The 18,861-nt window shown below is 70.0% G+C and carries 15 protein-coding genes; 10 read left to right on the forward strand and 5 right to left on the reverse strand.

Features of this window, described 5'->3' with window-relative positions:
- Positions 1-108: 108 nt before the first annotated feature.
- From ACP56T_RS18060 to ppx, 4 genes are all read left to right on the forward strand, one after another.
- The gene (locus ACP56T_RS18060) at positions 109-1,212 is read left to right on the forward strand and encodes an AI-2E family transporter (RefSeq protein WP_430913542.1); all 1,104 of its coding nucleotides are present in this window, start codon (positions 109-111) and stop codon (positions 1,210-1,212) included.
- 33 nt (positions 1,213-1,245) lie between these two features.
- A complete protein-coding gene (locus ACP56T_RS18065) occupies positions 1,246-1,962 on the forward strand; it encodes an AAA family ATPase (RefSeq protein ID WP_430913543.1) in 717 nt (238 codons plus the stop codon).
- Between the two features lie 389 nt (positions 1,963-2,351).
- Positions 2,352-4,553: an RNA degradosome polyphosphate kinase gene (locus tag ACP56T_RS18070; RefSeq protein WP_430913597.1), complete on the forward strand. Its 2,202-nt coding sequence runs from the start codon at positions 2,352-2,354 to the stop codon at positions 4,551-4,553.
- 100 nt (positions 4,554-4,653) lie between these two features.
- Positions 4,654-6,195 carry an exopolyphosphatase gene (gene ppx, locus ACP56T_RS18075; RefSeq protein ID WP_430913545.1) on the forward strand — a complete coding sequence of 514 codons (1,542 nt, stop codon included), beginning with the start codon at positions 4,654-4,656 and terminating at the stop codon, positions 6,193-6,195.
- Positions 6,196-6,491: 296 nt separating this feature from the next.
- Here the strand turns inward: ppx and ACP56T_RS18080 are convergent, their stop codons facing one another.
- The gene (locus ACP56T_RS18080) at positions 6,492-8,798 is read right to left on the reverse strand and encodes an NADP-dependent malic enzyme (RefSeq protein WP_430913546.1); all 2,307 of its coding nucleotides are present in this window, start codon (positions 8,796-8,798) and stop codon (positions 6,492-6,494) included.
- Between the two features lie 93 nt (positions 8,799-8,891).
- Here ACP56T_RS18080 and ACP56T_RS18085 point away from each other — a divergent pair, with 93 nt between their 5' ends.
- Entirely contained in the window at positions 8,892-9,500 is a 609-nt protein-coding gene (locus tag ACP56T_RS18085; protein WP_430913598.1) for a CatB-related O-acetyltransferase, read from the forward strand.
- Positions 9,501-9,539: 39 nt separating this feature from the next.
- Positions 9,540-9,800 (forward strand): DUF3297 family protein, encoded by a 261-nt coding sequence (locus ACP56T_RS18090; RefSeq protein ID WP_430913547.1) that lies wholly within the window; start codon positions 9,540-9,542, stop codon positions 9,798-9,800.
- Here ACP56T_RS18090 and ACP56T_RS18095 read toward each other — a convergent pair.
- The 4 genes from ACP56T_RS18095 to aspS all read right to left on the reverse strand — a co-directional run bounded on the left by ACP56T_RS18095 (position 9,761) and on the right by aspS (position 14,119).
- On the reverse strand, positions 9,761-10,066 hold the full coding sequence (locus ACP56T_RS18095) for a hypothetical protein (RefSeq protein WP_430913548.1): 306 nt from the start codon (positions 10,064-10,066) through the stop codon (positions 9,761-9,763). The genes ACP56T_RS18090 and ACP56T_RS18095 overlap by 40 nt on opposite strands.
- Positions 10,063-11,139 (reverse strand): acyltransferase family protein, encoded by a 1,077-nt coding sequence (locus tag ACP56T_RS18100; RefSeq protein ID WP_430913549.1) that lies wholly within the window; start codon positions 11,137-11,139, stop codon positions 10,063-10,065. The genes ACP56T_RS18095 and ACP56T_RS18100 overlap by 4 nt, the downstream gene beginning before the upstream one ends.
- Positions 11,139-12,011, reverse strand: coding sequence for a glycosyltransferase family 2 protein (locus ACP56T_RS18105; protein ID WP_430913550.1), 873 nt, complete (start codon positions 12,009-12,011; stop codon positions 11,139-11,141). Before ACP56T_RS18105 ends, ACP56T_RS18100 begins: the two co-directional genes overlap by 1 nt.
- A gap of 251 nt (positions 12,012-12,262) precedes the next feature.
- A complete protein-coding gene (gene aspS, locus ACP56T_RS18110; protein WP_430913551.1) occupies positions 12,263-14,119 on the reverse strand; it encodes an aspartate--tRNA ligase in 1,857 nt (618 codons plus the stop codon).
- Positions 14,120-14,353: 234 nt separating this feature from the next.
- Between aspS and ACP56T_RS18115 the strand changes: the two genes are divergently transcribed.
- The 4 genes from ACP56T_RS18115 (at position 14,354) to xoxF1 (ending at position 18,833) form a co-directional block, all read left to right on the forward strand.
- Entirely contained in the window at positions 14,354-14,716 is a 363-nt protein-coding gene (locus tag ACP56T_RS18115) for a PilZ domain-containing protein (protein WP_430913552.1), read from the forward strand.
- 81 nt (positions 14,717-14,797) lie between these two features.
- The gene (gene rnd / locus ACP56T_RS18120) at positions 14,798-15,952 is read left to right on the forward strand and encodes a ribonuclease D (RefSeq protein WP_430913553.1); all 1,155 of its coding nucleotides are present in this window, start codon (positions 14,798-14,800) and stop codon (positions 15,950-15,952) included.
- 109 nt (positions 15,953-16,061) lie between these two features.
- Positions 16,062-16,349, forward strand: a complete 288-nt coding sequence (locus ACP56T_RS18125; protein WP_430913554.1) for a hypothetical protein — start codon at positions 16,062-16,064, stop codon at positions 16,347-16,349.
- 681 nt (positions 16,350-17,030) lie between these two features.
- On the forward strand, positions 17,031-18,833 hold the full coding sequence (gene xoxF1 / locus ACP56T_RS18130; protein ID WP_430913555.1) for a lanthanide-dependent methanol dehydrogenase XoxF1: 1,803 nt from the start codon (positions 17,031-17,033) through the stop codon (positions 18,831-18,833).
- Positions 18,834-18,861 lie beyond the last annotated feature (28 nt).

Consider the following 18,861-nt stretch of genomic DNA (forward strand, 5'->3'; position numbering starts at 1 on the left):
GAGCGCGAGGTTTGAATCTCGCTGCGTCCGGCATCCCGCCGGGAGCGCGCCCCTTGATCGCGAAAAGGTTCGTTCCCACTCTCCGCGCCGGCGGGCGGGGTTTGGAACATGCGCGGCAGGGCGATCGTCGGACTTGTCAGCATCGCGGTGCTGGCGGTGCTGCTCTACCTGCTGCGCGACGTCATCCTGCCCTTCGTCGCCGGCATCATCCTGGCCTATCTGCTCGATCCGCTCGCCGACCGGCTGGAGAAGATCGGTCTCGGGCGGCTGGCGGCGAGCCTCGTGATCCTGGCGCTGTCGGTGGTCGCGCTGGTGGTGGCCCTGCTGCTCGTGGTGCCGCTCGCCGCCAATCAGGCGGCGGCGCTGATCGGGAGCGCGCCCGGCATGGTCTCGCGGCTGCAAGGGATCCTCGCCGAGCGCGCGGGACCGCTGCTGGAGCGCCTCGGCGGCGCCAACGTGCTGAGCGACCTGCAATCCTCCGTCGGCAGCCTGGCGGGGCAGGCGGGGACGTGGCTGCTCGCCTTCCTCACCTCGCTCTGGTCCGGGAGCCAGGCCCTGGTCTCCATCGTCTCGCTGCTGGTGGTGACGCCGGTGGTGGCCTTCTACATCCTCGTCGACTGGGACCGGATGATCGCCACCCTGGATACCTGGGTGCCTCCGCGCCACCGCCCGGTGGTGCGGCGCCTGGGCCGCGAGATCGACGGGGCCGTCACCGGCTTCATCCGGGGGCAGACCCTGGTCTGCGTCATCCTCGGCACCTTCTACGCCGTGGGCCTGTGGTCGGTGGGGCTGAACTTCGGCGGCCTGATCGGGATGATCGCGGGGCTCCTGACCTTCATCCCCTATGTCGGCACGCTCACCGGCTTCCTGCTCGCCATGGGCGTGGCGCTGGTGCAGTTCTGGCCGGGCTCCGACTGGCTGCATCTCGGCCTGACGATGGGGGTCTTCCTCGTCGGGCAGTTCCTGGAGGGCAACATCCTGTCGCCGAAGCTCGTCGGCGGCTCGGTGGGGCTGCATCCGGTCTGGCTGATGTTCGCGCTGCTCGCCGCCGGCTCGCTGTTCGGCTTCGTCGGGCTGCTGCTGGCGGTGCCGGTGGCGGCCTCCATGGCCGTGGTGATCCGCTACGGGATCGAGCGCTATCTCGACAGCCGGATTTACCATGGCGGCGATCCGCCGCTGATCGTCGACGCGAGCATCTCCGATAAGGCTTGACCGCAAGCGCAGCCGGGCGACACTGCTGCCGCCATGCGCGAGACCGCCCCGCCCCGACAGCTCGCCTTCGACCTGCCTCTCGATCCGCGTTTCGGGCGCGAGGACTTCCTCGTGAGCCCGGCCAACGAGGCCGCCTATGGGCAGATCGAATCCTGGCCCGACTGGCCGGACACGGTGCTCCTGCTCACCGGGCCTCCGGGCAGCGGCAAGAGCCATCTCGCCTCGATCTGGGCGAGCCGCGCCCAGGCCTGGACCGTGAGCGCCGACGACGTGGCCGAGGCGCGTGTGCCCCATCTCGTCGGGCACGGGGCGCTGGTGATCGAGGATATCGACCGGGCCGGCAGCCGCGACGAGGCCGCCCTGTTCCACCTGCTCAACCTCGCCCGCGAGCGGCGCTGCCCGGTGCTCGTCACCAGCGCCGCGCGGGTGGACGCCATCGGCATCGGCACCGCCGACCTGCGCTCGCGTCTCAGGCTGGCGCCGCAGGTGGCGATCCTGCCGCCGGACGACGCGCTGCTGCGCGCCGTGCTGGTCAAGCTCTTCGTGGACCGTCAGCTGGTGGTGGACCTGCGCGTGGTGGACGCCCTGGCGCTGCGCATCGACCGCTCGCTCGCCCGCGCCCGCGAGGTAGTCTCCGAGCTCGACCGCGACGCGCTCAGCCGGGGCCGCCGGATCACCCGGCCGCTGGCCATCGCCGTGCTCCAGCGGCTGGGACTGGCCGGCGAGGGCGCCTGCGCCGAGCTCGATTGAGCGCCGGCCCGAGCCGTCATCAAACTGTCATACGCGGGCGGCGCGGGCCGTGATAGGGAACCGCACATCCGGCAACGGCGTGGGAGACGGCTTTGGCTGATACGGAATCGGGGGATCGCGTCGTCGCGCAGGCTTCGGAGGACGAGGCGGCCCGCACCGCCGCGACGGAGGATCGTCCCGGCGCCGAGGCCGCCCCCCCGCACCGCCCGCAGGCGGCCGCCAAGCCAGCCCCCCGTAGCACCCCCGCGCGCCGGTTGCCGGCAGCCGCCCGCACCGCCCGCGCCGGCGCCGCGAAATCGCCGGCCGCGCCCCGGTCGGGTTCCGGCGTGAAGGCCGCCGCCGCAGGGCAGGCCCCCGCCTCCGCCGAGACCGGCGACGACTGGCCCCCCATTCCCGCCGCCGCCCCCGCCGAGCCACCCGAGAGCGCGGCCCGAGAGCAGGTGCTCGAGGCCGGGCGCATGCTCCGCCATTCCCCCGAGCGCTTCGTCAACCGCGAGCTGTCCTGGCTCCAGTTCAACCGCCGGGTGCTGGAGGAGGCCTCGAACGTCAACCACCCGCTGCTGGAGAAGCTGCGCTTCCTCTCGATCTCGGCCAACAACCTCGACGAGTTCTTCATGGTGCGCGTCGCCGGCCTGCACGACCAGGTCCGCGCCGGGCTGACGCTGCCCTCGCAGGACGGCCTGACGCCCTCCGAGCAGCTCGTCCGCATCGGCACCGAGGTCGCCCGCCTCGCCGAGGACCAGCAGGCCCGCTGGCGCGAGCTGCGGACCGAGCTCGCCGGCGTCGACATCCAGATGGTCGAGCCGGCCGACCTGTCGCCCGAGCATGCCGCCTGGCTGGAGGAGTACTTCCTCGGCCACGTCTTCCCGGTGCTGACGCCGCTCGCCATCGATCCGGCCCATCCCTTCCCGTTCATCCCCAATCTCGGCTCGACCATCGCGCTGATGCTGGTGCGGCCGCGCGACGGGCGGGTTCTGCGCGCGCTGATCCGCCTGCCGGCGGTGCTCGACCGCTTCGTGCGCCTGCCCGATCTGCCGGGCGATCCCGTCGCCCGCTTCATCGCGATCGAGCAGATGATCGTGACCTTCACCGGCCGGCTCTTCCCCGGCTACCTCGTGAAGGGGCAGGGCATCTTCCGGGTGATCCGCGATTCCGATCTCGAGATCGAGGAGGAGGCGGAGGACCTCGTCCTGCATTTCGAGACGGCCCTGAAGCAGCGCCGGCGCGGCGTCGTGATCCGGCTGGAGATCGAGGCCGGCGCGCCGGAGGACCTGCGCGCCTTCGTCGCCGACGAGCTCGAGATCGGCGCCGACGCGATCTTCCTCGTGGAGGGGATGCTGGCGCTCAACGAGCTCTCGCAGATCGTCGGGATCGACCGGCCCGACCTCAAGTTCAAGCCCTACAACCCGCGCTTCCCCGAGCGCATCCGCGAGAGCGGCGGCGACGTCTTCGCGGCCATCCGGCAGAAGGATTTCTGCGTCCACCACCCCTACGAGTCGTTCGATTCGGTGGTGCAGTTCCTGGCCCAGGCCGCCCGCGACCCGAACGTCGTCGCCATCAAGCAGACGCTCTACCGTACCTCCTCGAACTCGCCGATCGTCGCGGCGCTGGCGGAGGCCGCCGAATCCGGCAAGTCCGTCACGGCGCTGGTGGAGCTGAAGGCCCGCTTCGACGAGGAGGCCAATATCCGCTGGGCCAGGAACCTCGAGAAGGCCGGCGCGCAGGTGGTGTTCGGCTTCGTGGAGCTGAAGACCCACGCCAAGCTGTCGATGGTGGTGCGCCGCGAGGGCGACCGGCTCGTCACCTACTGCCATGTGGGCACCGGCAACTATCACCCGATCACCGCGCGCATCTACACGGACCTGTCCTTCTTCACCGCCGACCCGGTGGTGGCGCGCGACGTCTCGCGCATCTTCAACTTCATCACCGGCTACGCCGAGCCGGCCGAGCTGGAGCGCATGGCGGTCTCGCCGCTGACCCTGAAGACGCGCCTTCTGGAGCATATCGAGGCCGAGGTCGCGCATGCGAAGGCCGGGCGCCCGGCGGCGATCTGGATCAAGTGCAACTCGCTCGTCGACCAGCAGATCATCGACGCGCTCTACGACGCCTCGGAGGCGGGGGTGCAGATCGACTGCGTGGTGCGCGGCATCTGCTGCCTGCGGCCCGGCATCCCCGGCCTCTCCGAGACGATCCGGGTGAAGTCCATCGTCGGGCGCTTCCTCGAGCACGGGCGCATCTACGCCTTCGGCAACGGCGTCGGGCTGCCGCATCCGAAGGCCACCGTCTACATCTCCTCGGCCGACCTGATGAGCCGCAACCTCGACCGGCGCGTCGAGGCCATGCTGCCGATCACCAACCAGACTGTGCATCAGCAGGTGCTGGACCAGATCATGCTCGCCAACCTCCTCGACAACCGCCAGAGCTGGCGTGTACTGGCGTCGGGCGCGAGCGAGCGGATGCACCCCTCGGACGGCGAGGAGCCGTTCAACGCGCACAAGTACTTCATGACCAATCCGAGCCTCTCGGGGCGCGGCAAGGCCTCCAAGAAGTCGAGCCCGCGGGCGCTCAGCCGCCGGGCGCAACGGTCCTGAGTTTCCGGCGCCGGGGAGTCGCCGAGACGCCAAGCAGCAGCGATGGGGCGGCGCGCCGGTCGTCCGCCCCAGAATGTCCGTCCGTCGCAAGGAAGTGCCCTTGGGCCCTCAACGCGCCAACCTGACGCTCGCCCATTCCGCCGACCTCGCCCCGCGCGAGAGGCCGGCCCCGGTGGCGATCATCGATATCGGCTCGAACTCCGTGCGGCTCGTCGCCTATGACGGGCTGACCCGCGCGCCGACATCGCTCTACAACGAGAAGGTCCTCTGCGGGCTCGGCCGCAACGTCCTCACCACCGGCCGCCTCAACGAGGAGGCCGTGCGCCGGGCGCTCGCCGCGCTCGCCCGCTTCCGGGTCCTGTGCAACACCATGGGAGTGTCGCGGCTGTTCGTGCTGGCCACCGCCGCCGCGCGCGACGCCGAGAACGGCCCGGCCTTCCTCGCCGCGGCGGAGGCCGCCTGCGGCGAGAGCATCCAGCTCCTGTCCGGGCGGCGCGAGGCGGAGCTTTCCGCCATGGGCGTCATCTCGGGCTTCCACGCGCCGGACGGTGTGGTGGGCGACCTCGGCGGCGGCTCGCTGGAGCTCGTCGACGTGCGCGGCTCGGTGATCGGGCAGGGCGTGACCATGCCGCTCGGAGGGCTCGCCCTCCAGGACCTCTCCGGCGGCTCCCTCAAGAAGGCGACCAAGATCGCCCGCGAGAACCTGAAGAAGGCCGAGCCTCAGCTCGAGACCCTGCGCGGGCGCAGCTTCTACGCCGTCGGCGGCACCTGGCGGGCGCTGGCCCGCCTGCACCAGGCGGCGCGCGGCTACCCGATCCACGTCATGCACGGCTACAGCGTCGAGCCCACCGACGAGCTGAACTTCCTCCAGGTGGTCGAGCAGGTCGACGCCGCCCAACTCCAGGACGTCGAATCCGTCTCGGAGGCGCGCCGTCCGCTCCTCGCCTACGGCGCCGTGGTGCTGGAGGAGATCATCCGCATCGGGCGCCCGCGCGAGCTGGCGATCTCGGCCTCCGGCGTGCGCGAGGGGCTGCTCTACGAGCTGCTCGACCGCGAGACGCGGGCGCGCGATCCGCTCATCGCCTCGGCCGCCGAGCTGAACGCGCTGCGCGCCCGCTCGCCCCGCCACAACGAGGAGCTGCTCGCCTGGACCGACCGCTTCGTCGAGAGCCTCGACGGGCCGGAGACCTTGGACGAGCGGCGCCTGCGCCACACCGCCTGCCTCCTCTCCGACATCGGCTGGCGGGCGCATCCCGATTACCGGGGCGACCAGAGCGTCAACATCATCACCAACGCCGCCTTCGTCGGGGTCGACCATCCGGGCCGGGCCTATCTCGCGCTCTCCACCTATTTCCGCCACGAGGGCACGGCGCCGGAGAAGGCCAGCCCGATGCTGCGCGGGATCGCCGGCCCGCGCCTGTTCGAGCGGGCGCGCCTCGTCGGCGGTCTGCTGCGCGTCGCCTTCCCGATCTCGGCCGGGATGGCGGGCACGCTGGAGCAGATTCCCATCGCGGTGGCGGACGGCAAGGTGGTGCTGCGGCTCCCCGCCGCCTGGGAGGCGCTTGCCGGCGACAGGCTCCTCAACCGGGTGCGCGGCCTCGGCCGCATCGTCGGCCTCGACGGGCGCATCGAGATCGTCTGATACCATTTCCGGTCGATACGTTCGGTCCTGCGCATTCTCCCTCCCCCCTTTGCGGGGGAGGGTGGCCCTCGCGTCAGCGAGGGTCGGGAGAGGGGAGCGACCTCTCCGGAAACGGCGCTCCCCTCTCCCGACCCGCTTCGCGGGCCACCCTCTCCCGCAGGGGGGAGAGGGGTGTGCCGGGCGACGCCGAACACATCGACTGGGAAGCCGCATGAGCCGGCCGAGCTGGAGGAAAACGAAAAAGGCCCCCGGATCAGCCGATCCGGGGGCCTTTTCCGTCGCGACAAATCCCGATCCTATTCGGCAGCGACCGCCGCTCCGGGAAACCCGGCCTGCGCCTCGACCACGGCGGCGGCGGTGACGTTGACGATGCCGCGCGCCGTCACCGACGGCGTCAGGATATGGGCGGGCTTGGCCGGCCCGATCAGCAGCGGGCCGACCGGCAGCGCGTCGGCCAGCACCTTGGCGAACTGGAAGGCGATGTTGGCGGCGTCGAGATTGGGGAAGACCAGCACGTTGGCCGACCCCTTCAGGGTCGAGCCCGGCATCACGCGCTCGCGCACCAGCTCCGACAGAGCCGAGTCGGCCTGCATCTCGCCGTCGACCTGAAGGTTCGGGGCGCGCTCGTTGATGAGGCCCAGCGCCGTGCGCATCTTGCGGGCCGAATCGGAATCGGACTGGCCGAAATCCGAATGGCTGAGCAGCGCGATCTTCGGGGTCAGCCCGAAGCGCGTGACGTGATTGGCGCAGGCCACCGCCACGTCGGCGATCTCGGCGGCGCTCGGGTTCTGCCGGACATGGGTGTCGGCGAGGAAATAGGCGCCCTTCTTTGTGACGACGAGGCTCATGGCGGCGCATTCGGTGACGCCGGGCGCAAGCCCGATGACGTCGCGGATGATGCGTAGCCGCGTCTCGAAGCGGCCCTCCAGCCCGCAGATCAGCGCGTCGGCCTCGCCCCGGCGCACGGCGATGGCGCCGATCACGGTGGAGTTGGTGCGCACCAGCGTGCGCGCCGCCTCCGGCGTGATGCCGCGCCGGCCGGCGACCTCGACATAGGTCTGGACGTAGGAGCGGTAGCGCGGATCGTCCTCGGGATCGATGAGGTCGAAATCCTCGCCCTGGCGGATCGAGAGGCCGAAGCGCTTCAGCCGCACGTCGACCACGCGCGGGCGGCCGACCAGGATCGGGCGCGCCACCTTGTCCTCGACGATGGCCTGGGCGGCGCGCAGCACCCGCTCGTCCTCGCCCTCGGTGTAGATGACGCGCTTGGGCGCTTCCTTCGCCTTCGAGAAGAGTGGCTTCATGATGAAGCCCGAGCGGTGGACGAAGCGGTCGAGGCTGTCGGCATAGGCGCCGATATCGGCCACCGGCCGCCCGGCGACGCCGGAATCCATGGCGGCCTGCGCGACGGCGGGGGCGATGCGCAGGATCAGGCGCGGATCGAACGGGCTCGGGATCAGCGAGGTCGGGCCGAAGGGCCGGGCCTCGCCGCCATAGGCGCGGGCGACCACGTCGGAGGGGGTCTCGCGGGCGAGCGCGGCGATAGCCTTCACCGCCGCCTTCTTCATCTCCTCGTTGATCGCGGTGGCGCCGACGTCGAGGGCGCCGCGGAAGATGTAGGGGAAGCAGAGGACGTTGTTGACCTGGTTGGGGAAATCCGACCGGCCGGTGCAGATCATCGCGTCCGGGCGCTTCTCCTGGGCGAGGTCGGGCATGATCTCGGGATAGGGGTTGGCGAGCGCCATGATGAGCGGCTTGTCCGCCATCTTCTCGAGATACTCGGGCTTCAGCACGCCGCCGGCCGACAGGCCGATGAACACGTCGGCGCCGGGGATGACGTCGGCGAGCGTGCGCGCCTCTGTCTCGCGGGCGTAGACGTCCTTCCAGCGGTCCATCAGCTCGGTGCGGCCCTTGAAGACCACGCCCTTGATGTCGGTGACGGTGATGTTCTCGCGCCGGGCGCCCAGCGACACGAGCAGATTGAGGCAGGCCAGCGCCGCCGCGCCCGCGCCCGAGGTGACGATGCGGGCCTCGGAGAGCTGCTTGCCGGCGAGCTCGAGGGCGTTCAGCACGGCGGCGGCGACGATGATCGCGGTGCCGTGCTGGTCGTCGTGGAAGACCGGGATGTTCATCCGTGCCCGGCACTGCTCCTCGACCTCGAAGCACTCCGGCGCCTTGATGTCCTCGAGGTTGATGCCGCCGAAGGTCGGCTCCAGGGCGCAGACCACGTCGACGAGCTTGGCGACGTCGTGCTGGTCGACCTCCACGTCGAACACGTCGATGCCGGCGAACTTCTTGAAGAGGACCGCCTTGCCCTCCATCACCGGCTTGGAGGCCAGCGGGCCGATATCGCCGAGGCCGAGCACGGCGGTGCCGTTGGTGAGCACGGCCACGAGGTTCTGGCGGATGGTGAGGGTGGCGGCCTCCTGCGGATCCTCGTGGATCGCCATGCAGGCGGCGGCCACGCCGGGCGAATAGGCCAGCGCCAGATCGCGCTGGTTGCCGAGCGGCTTGGTCGCCTGGATCTCCAGCTTTCCGGGGCGGGGCAGGCGGTGGTAGACGAGCGCCCCGGACTTGAGATCGTCGGACATGTTGTCGGCCATGGCCCATCCCTCCCGAGAGCGCCCGCGAAGCCGTCCGCGCGCGCTGACGCGGCCCTTGCGCCTCATATCGGGGCTCGCCGCTTGAAAGCTCTGTTGCACCGGCTGCGGAGCGGGCGCAACCCGAACAACGAGACACGGCTGCACCTCCGTAAGCTCGCCCTGAGGCACGGCTTCTCCATCGGCGCCTATTCCTACGGGCGCCCCAAGGTGCGCTTCCCGGAATCCGGGCGCCGGCTGACGATCGGCCGCTATTGTTCCATCGCCGACAAGGTCGAGATCCTGCTCGGCGGCGACCATCGGCTCGACTGGGTCTCGACCTATCCCTTCGCGGCCATGACGGGGCTGTTCCCGGATGCGGAGGCGCCGACCGACTACCATGCCTCGCGCGGCGACGTGACCATCGGCCACGACGTCTGGCTCGGCTCCGGCTGCATGATCCTGTCCGGCGTCAGCGTCGGCCACGGGGCTGTGGTGGCGGCGCGCGCCGTCGTCACCCGCGACGTTCCGCCCTACACGATCGTCGCCGGCAACCCGGCGCGGGTGGTGCGGCCGCGCTTCCCGCCCGAGACCGTCGCCGCGCTCCTCGCCGCCGCCTGGTGGGACCTGCCGCATGCGCAGGTGGTGGGGCTGGTGCCGCTCCTCCAGGGCGGGCGCGCCGAGGACCTCGCCGCCGCAGCGCGGGCCATTGCGGGGCAAGGCTGAATCCCGTAACCGCCGTCCGGTTCGATCGAAAGCCGCGCCATGTCAGACACGCCTCCCGACCGCCTCGCCACCAACCCGTCGAGTCCCTTCCACGACGAGAAGGTGCTGGAGCGCGGCGTCGGCGTCCGCTTCAAGGGCGTCGAGAAGACCAATGTCGAGGAATACTGCGTGAGCGAGGGCTGGGTCCGCCTCAGCGCCGGAAAGGCGCTGGACCGCGCCGGCAACCCGATGACGGTGAAGCTGAAGGGCAAGGTCGAGCCCTATTTCCGCGACCCCGAGCCCGACGCCGCCGAGGCGTAGTCCCGCAGCGACGCCTCGACGCGCTCGGCCACCCGTTCCGGCGTCAGCGGCGCGCGGATGACGAGGCTCGCGGCGATGTCGCGGTTGCGGGCTCGCTGTTTCGCCGTGCGCGCGTGGTTGGCGACGCGCAGACACGGGCCACCGGGTTCCCGTCTCAGATAAACGGCATCGCCGCGCGCGTTGACGGCATCCACCGCGAAACCGCGCCCTTCCAGCAGCATCACCGCATGGGCGATGGCCGCGAGCGGGGGCAGGGGGGCGCTCACGGGCCGCCCGGCTCGACGGTGCGGAGCGTGCGCCGTCCGAGGGCGCGCGCCTTGAGCCGCAGGGCGGGGCGCTCGATCCCGTACCAGGAGGCCGCCGCCACCAGCAGGGTCAGCGCGAGGGCAGGGGGGAGCAGCGCCCAGGGCGAGGCCGCCGGCCAGAGCGCGTGCAGGCTCTGCTGGATCGGCCAGCCGTAGAGATAGATCCCATAGGAGAGGTCGGCCGCCGGATCGAGCGGCTTCACGGCGAGGGCGGGCGCGAGGCAGAGCGCGACGGCGCAAAGCGCCTCCGCCGAGAACAGCAGCGTCCGGTAGAGCGGCGTGCCGTGCAGGAGCACGCAGCCGAGAACCAGTCCGGCGAGGAGGAGCGGCGGCAGCCGCACCCGCTCGCGCGCCAGATAGAGCGCCGCGCCGATGGAGAAGATCAACGGCAGGCGCAGCGCCGTCTCCAACCCCTTCGGCAGCTCCGCGCGGCTCGCATCCGCCGCCGCCAGGGCGACGGCGAGGGCGGCGGCGATCGCGGCCGCAGACCAGCGCCGCCGGAGCAGCCCGAGGGCGCCGGCGGCGAGCACGCCGAGATAGCAGAGCACCTCGTATTTCAGGGTCCAGACCGTGCCGAGCGGGCTCGGATAGGGGTTCCCGGCAAAGACGCCGGGGAGCGCCGCGTTGCTCTTGAAGGTGGTGAGCGTGCCCTGGATGAACCGCCACAGGCCGGGGTCGCGAAAGTACTCGGCGAGCGGCAGGCGGGTCATCGCCGCGCCGAGGACCAGCGAGACCAGTAGCGTCGCCGCCACCAGCCCCGGCAGGATGCGCAAGGATCGGGCGACGACGTAGTCGCGCGCGCCGCGCCGGTCGAGGCTCATGGTGACGAGGAAGCCCGAGACCGCGAAGAAGCCGTTCACGGCATGCTCGCCGAGAGTGAAGCCGGTGAGCCGGGCCAAAGGCTCGTCGAGGGCGTTGCCGCTCGTCACGCTGAAGGCGTGCGAGACGACGACCGCGAGCGCCAGCAGGAAACGGAAGCCCGTGAAGGCGTTGCGCGGCCGTTCCAGCGCCTGCGCTACGGTCTCAGCCGCCATCACGGCTCCAGCCCCTCGCGGGCGAGGGCGGTCTCGCCGCGCAGGGCCGCCAGCGCGCCCGCCGCCGAGCCGCCGTAGCGCTCGACGCCGGCCCGCCGCAGCACCAGCGCCGAGAGCCCGGCCTTGAGAGCGTTGGCGGCGAGCCCCGGCAGCAGCGGATCGGACAGCCCGTATTTGCGCGCCACATAGGCCCGCGACCATGCCTGATGCCAGCGGGTGCGGAAGACGCGGCCGGGCTCCGGGGTCGAGGACTTGCCGCGCCCGTGCAGGGCCACGGCGCCATGGACGTGCACGAGGGCCCGGCCGGCATCGGCGACGCGGCGACAGAGATCGTCGTCCTCGTAGAACAGGAAGATGTTCGGGTCGAAGCCGCCGAGCCTGAGAAAAAAATCGCGCTCCACCATCAGGCAGGCGCCCGACAGGAAGGGCGCGCAGGCATCGCCCTCCGGCAGGTCGCGCCGGCCCGCGCGGTTGTGCAGGTAGGGCGAGAGCAGCGAGCGCGGCTGGTAGAAGAAGCGCCCGTCGGGCTCGACGATGCGCGGGGCGAGAAGGCCGGCATCCGGGTAGGTCTCGGCGGCCGCGAGCAGGGCGTCGACGGCGCCGGGCCGGAGGATCACGTCCGGGTTGAGGATCAGGATCCGCCGCGCGCCCTCGGCGGCGCGCACGCCGAGGGTATTGGCGCGGCCATAGCCCTGGTTGCGGGGGTTGCGGACCACCCGCGCCCCGGCGGCTTGCGCCACCGCGGCGGAGGCGTCCCGGCTCGCATTGTCGACCACGATGGCCGGCACATGCTCGGCCGCCAGCGCCGCGAGGCAGGCGGGCAGCACGCCAGCGCTGTCATGGGCGACGACGACGGCGACGAGGGAGGGCATCGCTAGGCTCCGCCGCCGGTTCGCCGCGCCGATCGTGGCAGGGACACAATCCCTCTCCCCGCCGGCGGGGAGAGGGCCGGGCCGACCCTGTCGTCGGCTCGGCGAGGCGCTAGCCGAAGGTGAGGGGGCAGGCCCGGATGAGGCGCGTCCGGGGACACCCCCTCACCCTCGCTCCGCTCGCGGCAGGCACGACAAGGTGCCCGCCGCCCTCTCCCCGCCCACGGGGAGAGGGGGCTTCCGACACGGCTGCGTCACGCCTTCTTCTCGGGCGGGTTCAGGCGGATATGGAGCTCGCGGAGCTGCTTCGGGGTCGCCTCGGCGGGGGCACCCATCATCAGGTCCTCGGCCCGCTGGTTCATCGGGAAGAGCACGACCTCGCGGATGTTCGGCTCCTCGCAGAGCAGCATCACGATGCGGTCGACGCCGGGCGCGATGCCGCCGTGCGGCGGGGCGCCGAGGCGCAGGGCGTTCAGCATGCCGCCGAACTTCTGCTCCAGCACGTCCTTCCCATAGCCGGCGATGGCGAAGGCCTTCTCCATCACGTCGGGGCGGTGGTTGCGGATGGCACCCGAGGACAGCTCGATGCCGTTGCAGACGATGTCGTACTGGAACGCCTTGATGTCGAGGATCTTCTTGCTGACTTCGCCGTCCGGCCCGGCTCCGGCCCGCTCGGCGTCGGTGGCGGCCACGTCAAGTCGCAGAAAATCCTCGCGCTCGAAGTTCGGCATGGAGAAGGGGTTGTGCGAGAAGTCGATGCGCTTCTCTTCCTCGTTCCACTCATACATCGGGAAGTCGGTGATCCAGCAGAAGGCGAACTGGTCCTTGTCGCTGAGGTTCAGCTCGTCGCCGATGCGGATGCGCGCCTTGCCGGCGAGCGCGGCGGCCTTGGCCGGCGTCCCGGCGGAGAAGAACACCGCGTCGCCCGCCTTGGCGCCGGCCTTCTCGGCGATGATCTTCTGGACCTCGGCCGGGATGAACTTGGCGATCGGGCCCTTGCCGGTCAGCACGCCCCCGTCGTCCTCGAACACGATGTAGCCCAGCCCCGGCGCGCCCTCGGAGCGGGCCCAGTCGTTGAGCTTGTCGAAGAAGGAGCGCGGCTGGCCGGCGGCCCCCGTCGCGGGGATCGCGCGGACCACGCCGCCCGACTTGACGACACCCTTGAACGCCTTGAACTCGACCTCGTCGCGGGCGAACTCGGCCGTGACGTCGGCGATGAGGAGGGGATTGCGCAGGTCCGGCTTGTCGACGCCGTATTTCAGCATCGCGTCGGCATAGGTGATGCGCGGGAATTCCCTGGTGACGCGCTTTTCCCCGGCGAACTCCTCGAACACGCCGCGCAGCACCGGCTCGACGGCCTGGAAGACGTCCTCCTGGGTGACGAAGCTCATCTCGATATCGAGCTGGTAGAACTCGCCCGGCGAGCGGTCCGCCCGTGCATCCTCATCGCGAAAGCAGGGCGCGATCTGGAAGTAGCGGTCGAAGCCCGCGATCATGGTGAGCTGCTTGAACTGCTGGGGGGCCTGCGGCAGCGCGTAGAACTTGCCCGGATGCACGCGCGACGGCACGAGATAGTCGCGCGCGCCCTCCGGCGAGGACGCCGTCAGGATCGGCGTCTGAAACTCGAAGAAACCGCCCTCGCGCATGCGGCGGCGCAAGCTGTCGATGATTGCCCCGCGCTTCATGATGTTGGCGTGCAGCTTCTCGCGGCGCAGGTCGAGGAAGCGGTAGGTGAGGCGGGTCTCCTCCGGGTATTCCTGGTCGCCGAAGACGGGCAGGGGCAGTTCGGCTGCGGGGCCGAGCACCTCGATCTCGTCGATATAGACCTCGACGGCCCCGGTGGGCAGCTCGGCGTTCTCGGTGCCGGCGGGCCGGGTGCGCACCCGGCCGTCGATGCGGATCACCCACTCCGAGCGCGCCGCGTTGGCGGCCTGGAAGGCCTTCGAGTCGGAATCGATCACGCATTGCGTGAGCCCGTAATGGTCGCGCAGATCGATGAAGAGCACGCCACCATGGTCGCGGATACGGTGGCACCAGCCGGAGAGGCGGACGGTCCCGCCGACGTCGGACGGGCGGAGCGCCCCGCAGGTGTGCGAACGGTAACGGTGCATGGCGGACTTCTGTCGAGGAAAGGCCGGCACCATTCACGCGGGGGGGGTGAAGTCAAGCGCACGCGTGCGCCCGAGCCCGCGGAGCCGGCACGGCCTCGTTAAGGTTAACGATCGGTAAATGCATCGTGCGAACCGGCGATGTCTTGCAACGGGGTTACCGGGCAACACTATATCCCCGTGTTACTGTGTTTCCGGCCCTACGCCGGGAGGGCCCATGCGAACCCCGGACGGATCATGATCGAACGCCGGACGACCCCGAGGCAACGCAGCTATCTCGGCGCCCGCCTCGGCTTCAACGCCCAATGGTCCACGATGGACTGCCTGGTGCGCAACTATACGGAGGCCGGCGCCAAGCTGGTCTTCGCCTCGGCGGCGGTGCCGCTGCCGGACGCGTTCGATCTCGTCATCGCCAGCAAGGGCATCGAGACCCGCGCCCATGTCGTCTGGCGCCGGGAGGGGGAGATGGGCGTCTCCTTCGCGCGGGCGCAGGCGCGGGCGGGCATCGTCTCCCTCGATCTCGCGCGGCGGTTGCGGGTCTGCGAGAGCGAGCGCGACGCCCTGAGGGCGCGGCTCGCCCAGCTCGCCGGGAGCGCGTGACGGACGGGCCTGGCCGCCGTCCCGCACCTTCGCCTCCTCAATCGCTCCCCTTCCGGCTCAACCTTCGGTATACGCGACGAGATGGACCTGATCGCCACCACGGCGGACCTCGCCGCCGCCTGCACCCGCCTCGCCGCAGGGCCCTTCGTGACCGTCGACACGGAGTTCATGCGCGAGACCACCTATTATCCGAAGCTCTGCCTCATCCAGATGGCGGGGCCCGACGGCTACGCCGTGCTGGTCGACCCGCTGGCCAAGGACATCGACCTCAAGCCCTTCCTCGACCTGATGGCCGACGAGGGCGTGGTGAAGGTCTTCCACTCCGCCCGGCAGGATCTCGAGATCATCTGGCTGCTCGGCAGCCTGCTGCCGCACCCGTTCTTCGACACGCAAGTGGCGGCGATGGTCTGCGGCTACGGCGACAGCGTCTCCTACGAGCAGCTCGTCAACGACGTGGCGAAGGCCAAGATCGACAAGTCCTCGCGCTTCACCGACTGGTCGCGGCGCCCGCTCTCCGACGCGCAGCTCGCCTACGCGCTCACCGACGTGACGCATCTCGTCACCGTCTACGAAAAGCTCGCCGCCGAGCTGCTGCGCACGGATCGCGGGGCCTGGCTCGACGAGGAGATGGGCGTCCTCATCTCCCCCGACACCTACCGCGCCGATCCGGCGCAGGCGTGGCGGCGGCTCTCGGGCCGCATCCGCAAGCCCCGCGAGATCGCCGTGCTGATGGAGGTCGCGGCCTGGCGCGAGCGCGAGGCGCAGACCCGCAACGTGCCGCGCGGACGCATCCTCAAGGACGAGGCGGTGATCGACGTGGCCACCGCCGCGCCGCGCAGCGTCGAGGCGCTGGGGCGGCTGCGCAGCATCCCCTCCGGCTTCGAGCGCTCGCGCACGGGGACGGACATCCTTGCCGCGGTGGAGCGGGGTTTCGCGCGCGACACCGCCGAGATCGTGATGCCCGAGCGCGGACGCGGGCGCGGCGGCGGCAACGGCGCCCTGGTGGAGCTGCTCAAGGTGCTGCTCAAGGCCGTCTGCGAGAACGAAGGCGTGGCGCCCAAGATCATCGCCACCGTGGACGACCTGGAGGCCATCGCCGACGACGACCACGCGGACGTGCCCGTGCTGGCGGGCTGGCGGCGCGGTCTCTTCGGCGAGAAGGCGCTGGCGCTGAAGGCGGGCCGGCTCGCTCTCTCGGCGCAGGGCGGACGGGTGGTGGTGCGCGAGCTTCCGTAAAGCACACCGCGCGGCGGGACGGTGACAGCAGGACGGACCGGGATTAAACGGCAACGAGATTGCCTGATAGTCCCGGCATCGTTCAGTCGCTTTCCGTGTATCGCCCCCGATGTTCGAGTCGAACGAGGTTATCCAGACCCTGACCGGCCGCGGCCACCTCTCGGCCGAAGGCTGCGAGACCGTCCGGGTCCGCTACCGCGTGGTCGTCGAGAGGCGGGACGGCGCGGTCGTGGCGCATGGCACGCTGGTGGGCAGCCATGCGGGACTGCGGCCGATCTGGCTCCAGCCCGATTCCGTGCTGCGCCTCAAATCCGGCCGCCGCATCGACGTCTCGCTGACGGATCTCGTCGGCGACGAGGCCGAGTTCGAGAGCACCGGCCTCCTCGACGGCTTCTGAGCCCGCGCCGCCGGATGAACGAATCGCTCCGGGGCCGTTTTCGGCGATTGCGCAATGCTCCCGCTCCGCCTCGGAGAAGCCGGACGCCTCCGGCGCGGAGTCCCCGCTGCGGCAGGAGCGCGCAGAGGAGGCCGACGCGACGATCCGGGCCCGCGCCGCGCCGTGGAGCGGGAGGCGGACCGGATCGCGCCGTTCATGCCGCAGCGCCAAACGAAAGCTCGGCGCGAAAAATCCCCGGTCGCACCTTGGCCGCCACCGATACCGTGAACAAAGCACATGATCGGCTGGGTCGACCGGAAAGAACATGCGCCCGGCGCATAAACAAAGCGTCAACCATCCTGACGCTTTAGCAGCCGCCGCATAGATTTTGCTGCGCCGCAACATGAAGGACGGCGCGGCTTATCCTCTTTTATGCCTGGTTTTCCACCCCGACACCTCCTCACGACCGAGAGATCGACCCACGAGTCGTGTTGACGGCAGCGGTTTTTTTCTTAGAGTTCGTTCAAGCTTCGGTTTCGAGGGGGCGGCCAAAAAGGGATGGCCGGCTCTGGTTCGGAGAAGGTTCTGGGACATCGCAGCCCGCTACCGAAGCCTTAGATCCCTGTCTCAACAACGGGTCACGTTTTGCCGTTCGGTCATCGGGATCGGGCGGGAGGACGCCAAGACTCGTCGGAGGAATCCATGAGAGCAGTCCATCTCCTCGCGCTGGGTGCAGGTCTGGCGGTCGCCACGCCGGTCCTCGCCAACGAAAGCGTCATGAAGGGCATCGCCAATCCGGCGGAGCAGGTTCTTCAGACCGTCGACTACGCCAACACCCGCTATTCGAAGCTCGACCAGATCAACGCGTCGAACGTCAAGCAGCTCCAGGTCGCCTGGACCTTCTCGACCGGCGTGCTGCGCGGCCACGAGGGCTCCCCGCTCGTCGTCGGCAACATGATGTACGTGCACACGCCCTTCCCGAACATCGTCTACGCGCTCGACCTCGACCACGAGGCCAAGATCGTGTGGAAGTACGAGCCCAAGCAGGATCCGTCCGTAATCCCGGTGATGTGCTGCGACACGGTCAACCGTGGCCTGGCCTATGCCGACGGCGCCATCCTCCTCCACCAGGCCGACACGACCCTCGTCTCCCTCGACGCCAAGTCGGGCAAGGTGAACTGGTCCGTCGTGAACGGCGACCCGAAGAAGGGCGAGACCAACACCGCCACGGTTCTCCCCGTGAAGGACAAGGTCATCGTCGGCATCTCGGGCGGCGAGTTCGGCGTGCAGTGCCACGTCACCGCCTACGACCTGAAGACCGGCAAGAAGGTGTGGCGCGGTTACTCCGTCGGCACCGACGAGCAGATGATCATGGACGGCGAGAAGACCACCTCGCTCGGCAAGCCGGTCGGCAAGGACTCCTCCCTGAAGTCCTGGGAAGGCGACCAGTGGAAGACCGGCGGCGGCTGCACCTGGGGCTGGTACTCCTACGATCCGAAGCTGGACCTCGTCTATTACGGCTCGGGCAACCCCTCGACCTGGAACCCCAAGCAGCGTCCGGGCGACAACAAGTGGTCCATGACCATTTGGGCTCGTAACCCCGACACCGGCGCCGCCAAGTGGGTCTACCAGATGACCCCCCACGACGAGTGGGACTTCGACGGCATCAACGAGATGGTCCTCACGGATCAGAAGGTCGACGGCAAGGAGCGTCCGCTCCTGACCCACTTCGACCGCAACGGCTTCGGCTACACCCTCGATCGCGCGACCGGCGAGCTTCTCGTCGCCGAGAAGTACGATCCGGCGGTGAACTGGGCCACCAAGGTCGACATGGACAAGGGCTCCAAGACCTACGGTCGCCCGCTGGTCGTGTCGAAGTACTCGACCGAGCAGAACGGCGAGGACGTGAACTCCAAGGGCATCTGCCCCGCGGCCCTCGGGTCGAAGGACCAGCAGCCCGCGGCCTACTCGCCCAAGACGCAGCTGTTCTACGTCCCCACCAACCACGTCTGCATGGACTACGAGCCCTTCAAGGTCACGTATACTCCGGGCCAGCCGTATGTCGGTGCGACCCTCGCGATGTACCCCGCGCCGAACAGCCATGGCGGCATGGGTAACTTCATCGCCTGGGACGGCGTGAACGGTAAGATCAAGTGGTCGATCCCCGAGCAGTTCTCCGCCTGGGGCGGCGCGCTCGCCACGGCCGGCGACGTGGTCTTCTACGGCACCCTCGAGGGCTACCTGAAGGCCGTCGACTCCAAGACGGGTAAGGAACTCTACAAGTTCAAGACCCCGTCGGGCATCATCGGCAACGTGATGACCTACCAGCACAAGGGCAAGCAGTTCGTCGGCGTCCTGTCGGGCGTCGGTGGCTGGGCCGGCATCGGCCTCGCGGCCGGCCTGACCGACCCGAACGCCGGCCTCGGCGCGGTGGGCGGCTACGCAGCCCTCTCGAACTACACGAACCTGGGCGGTCAGCTCACGGTCTTCGCTCTGCCGAACTGATCGGTCGCGGCATTTCGTGATCCAAAAT

It is taken from the genome of Methylobacterium endophyticum, assembly GCF_050591105.1.
Classification (GTDB): Bacteria; Pseudomonadota; Alphaproteobacteria; order Rhizobiales; family Beijerinckiaceae; genus Methylobacterium.

Coding starts and splice junctions, on each gene's coding strand:
- aspS (WP_430913551.1), bottom strand. CDS start 14,119: ATGCACCGTTACCGTTCGCACACCTGCGGGGCGCTCCGCCCGTCCGAC.
- xoxF1 (WP_430913555.1), top strand. CDS start 17,031: ATGAGAGCAGTCCATCTCCTCGCGCTGGGTGCAGGTCTGGCGGTCGCC.
- ACP56T_RS18065 (WP_430913543.1), top strand. CDS start 1,246: ATGCGCGAGACCGCCCCGCCCCGACAGCTCGCCTTCGACCTGCCTCTC.
- ACP56T_RS18080 (WP_430913546.1), bottom strand. CDS start 8,798: ATGGCCGACAACATGTCCGACGATCTCAAGTCCGGGGCGCTCGTCTAC.
- ACP56T_RS18060 (WP_430913542.1), top strand. CDS start 109: ATGCGCGGCAGGGCGATCGTCGGACTTGTCAGCATCGCGGTGCTGGCG.
- ACP56T_RS18125 (WP_430913554.1), top strand. CDS start 16,062: ATGTTCGAGTCGAACGAGGTTATCCAGACCCTGACCGGCCGCGGCCAC.
- ACP56T_RS18090 (WP_430913547.1), top strand. CDS start 9,540: ATGTCAGACACGCCTCCCGACCGCCTCGCCACCAACCCGTCGAGTCCC.
- ACP56T_RS18115 (WP_430913552.1), top strand. CDS start 14,354: ATGATCGAACGCCGGACGACCCCGAGGCAACGCAGCTATCTCGGCGCC.
- rnd (WP_430913553.1), top strand. CDS start 14,798: ATGGACCTGATCGCCACCACGGCGGACCTCGCCGCCGCCTGCACCCGC.
- ACP56T_RS18105 (WP_430913550.1), bottom strand. CDS start 12,011: ATGCCCTCCCTCGTCGCCGTCGTCGTCGCCCATGACAGCGCTGGCGTG.
- ACP56T_RS18100 (WP_430913549.1), bottom strand. CDS start 11,139: ATGGCGGCTGAGACCGTAGCGCAGGCGCTGGAACGGCCGCGCAACGCC.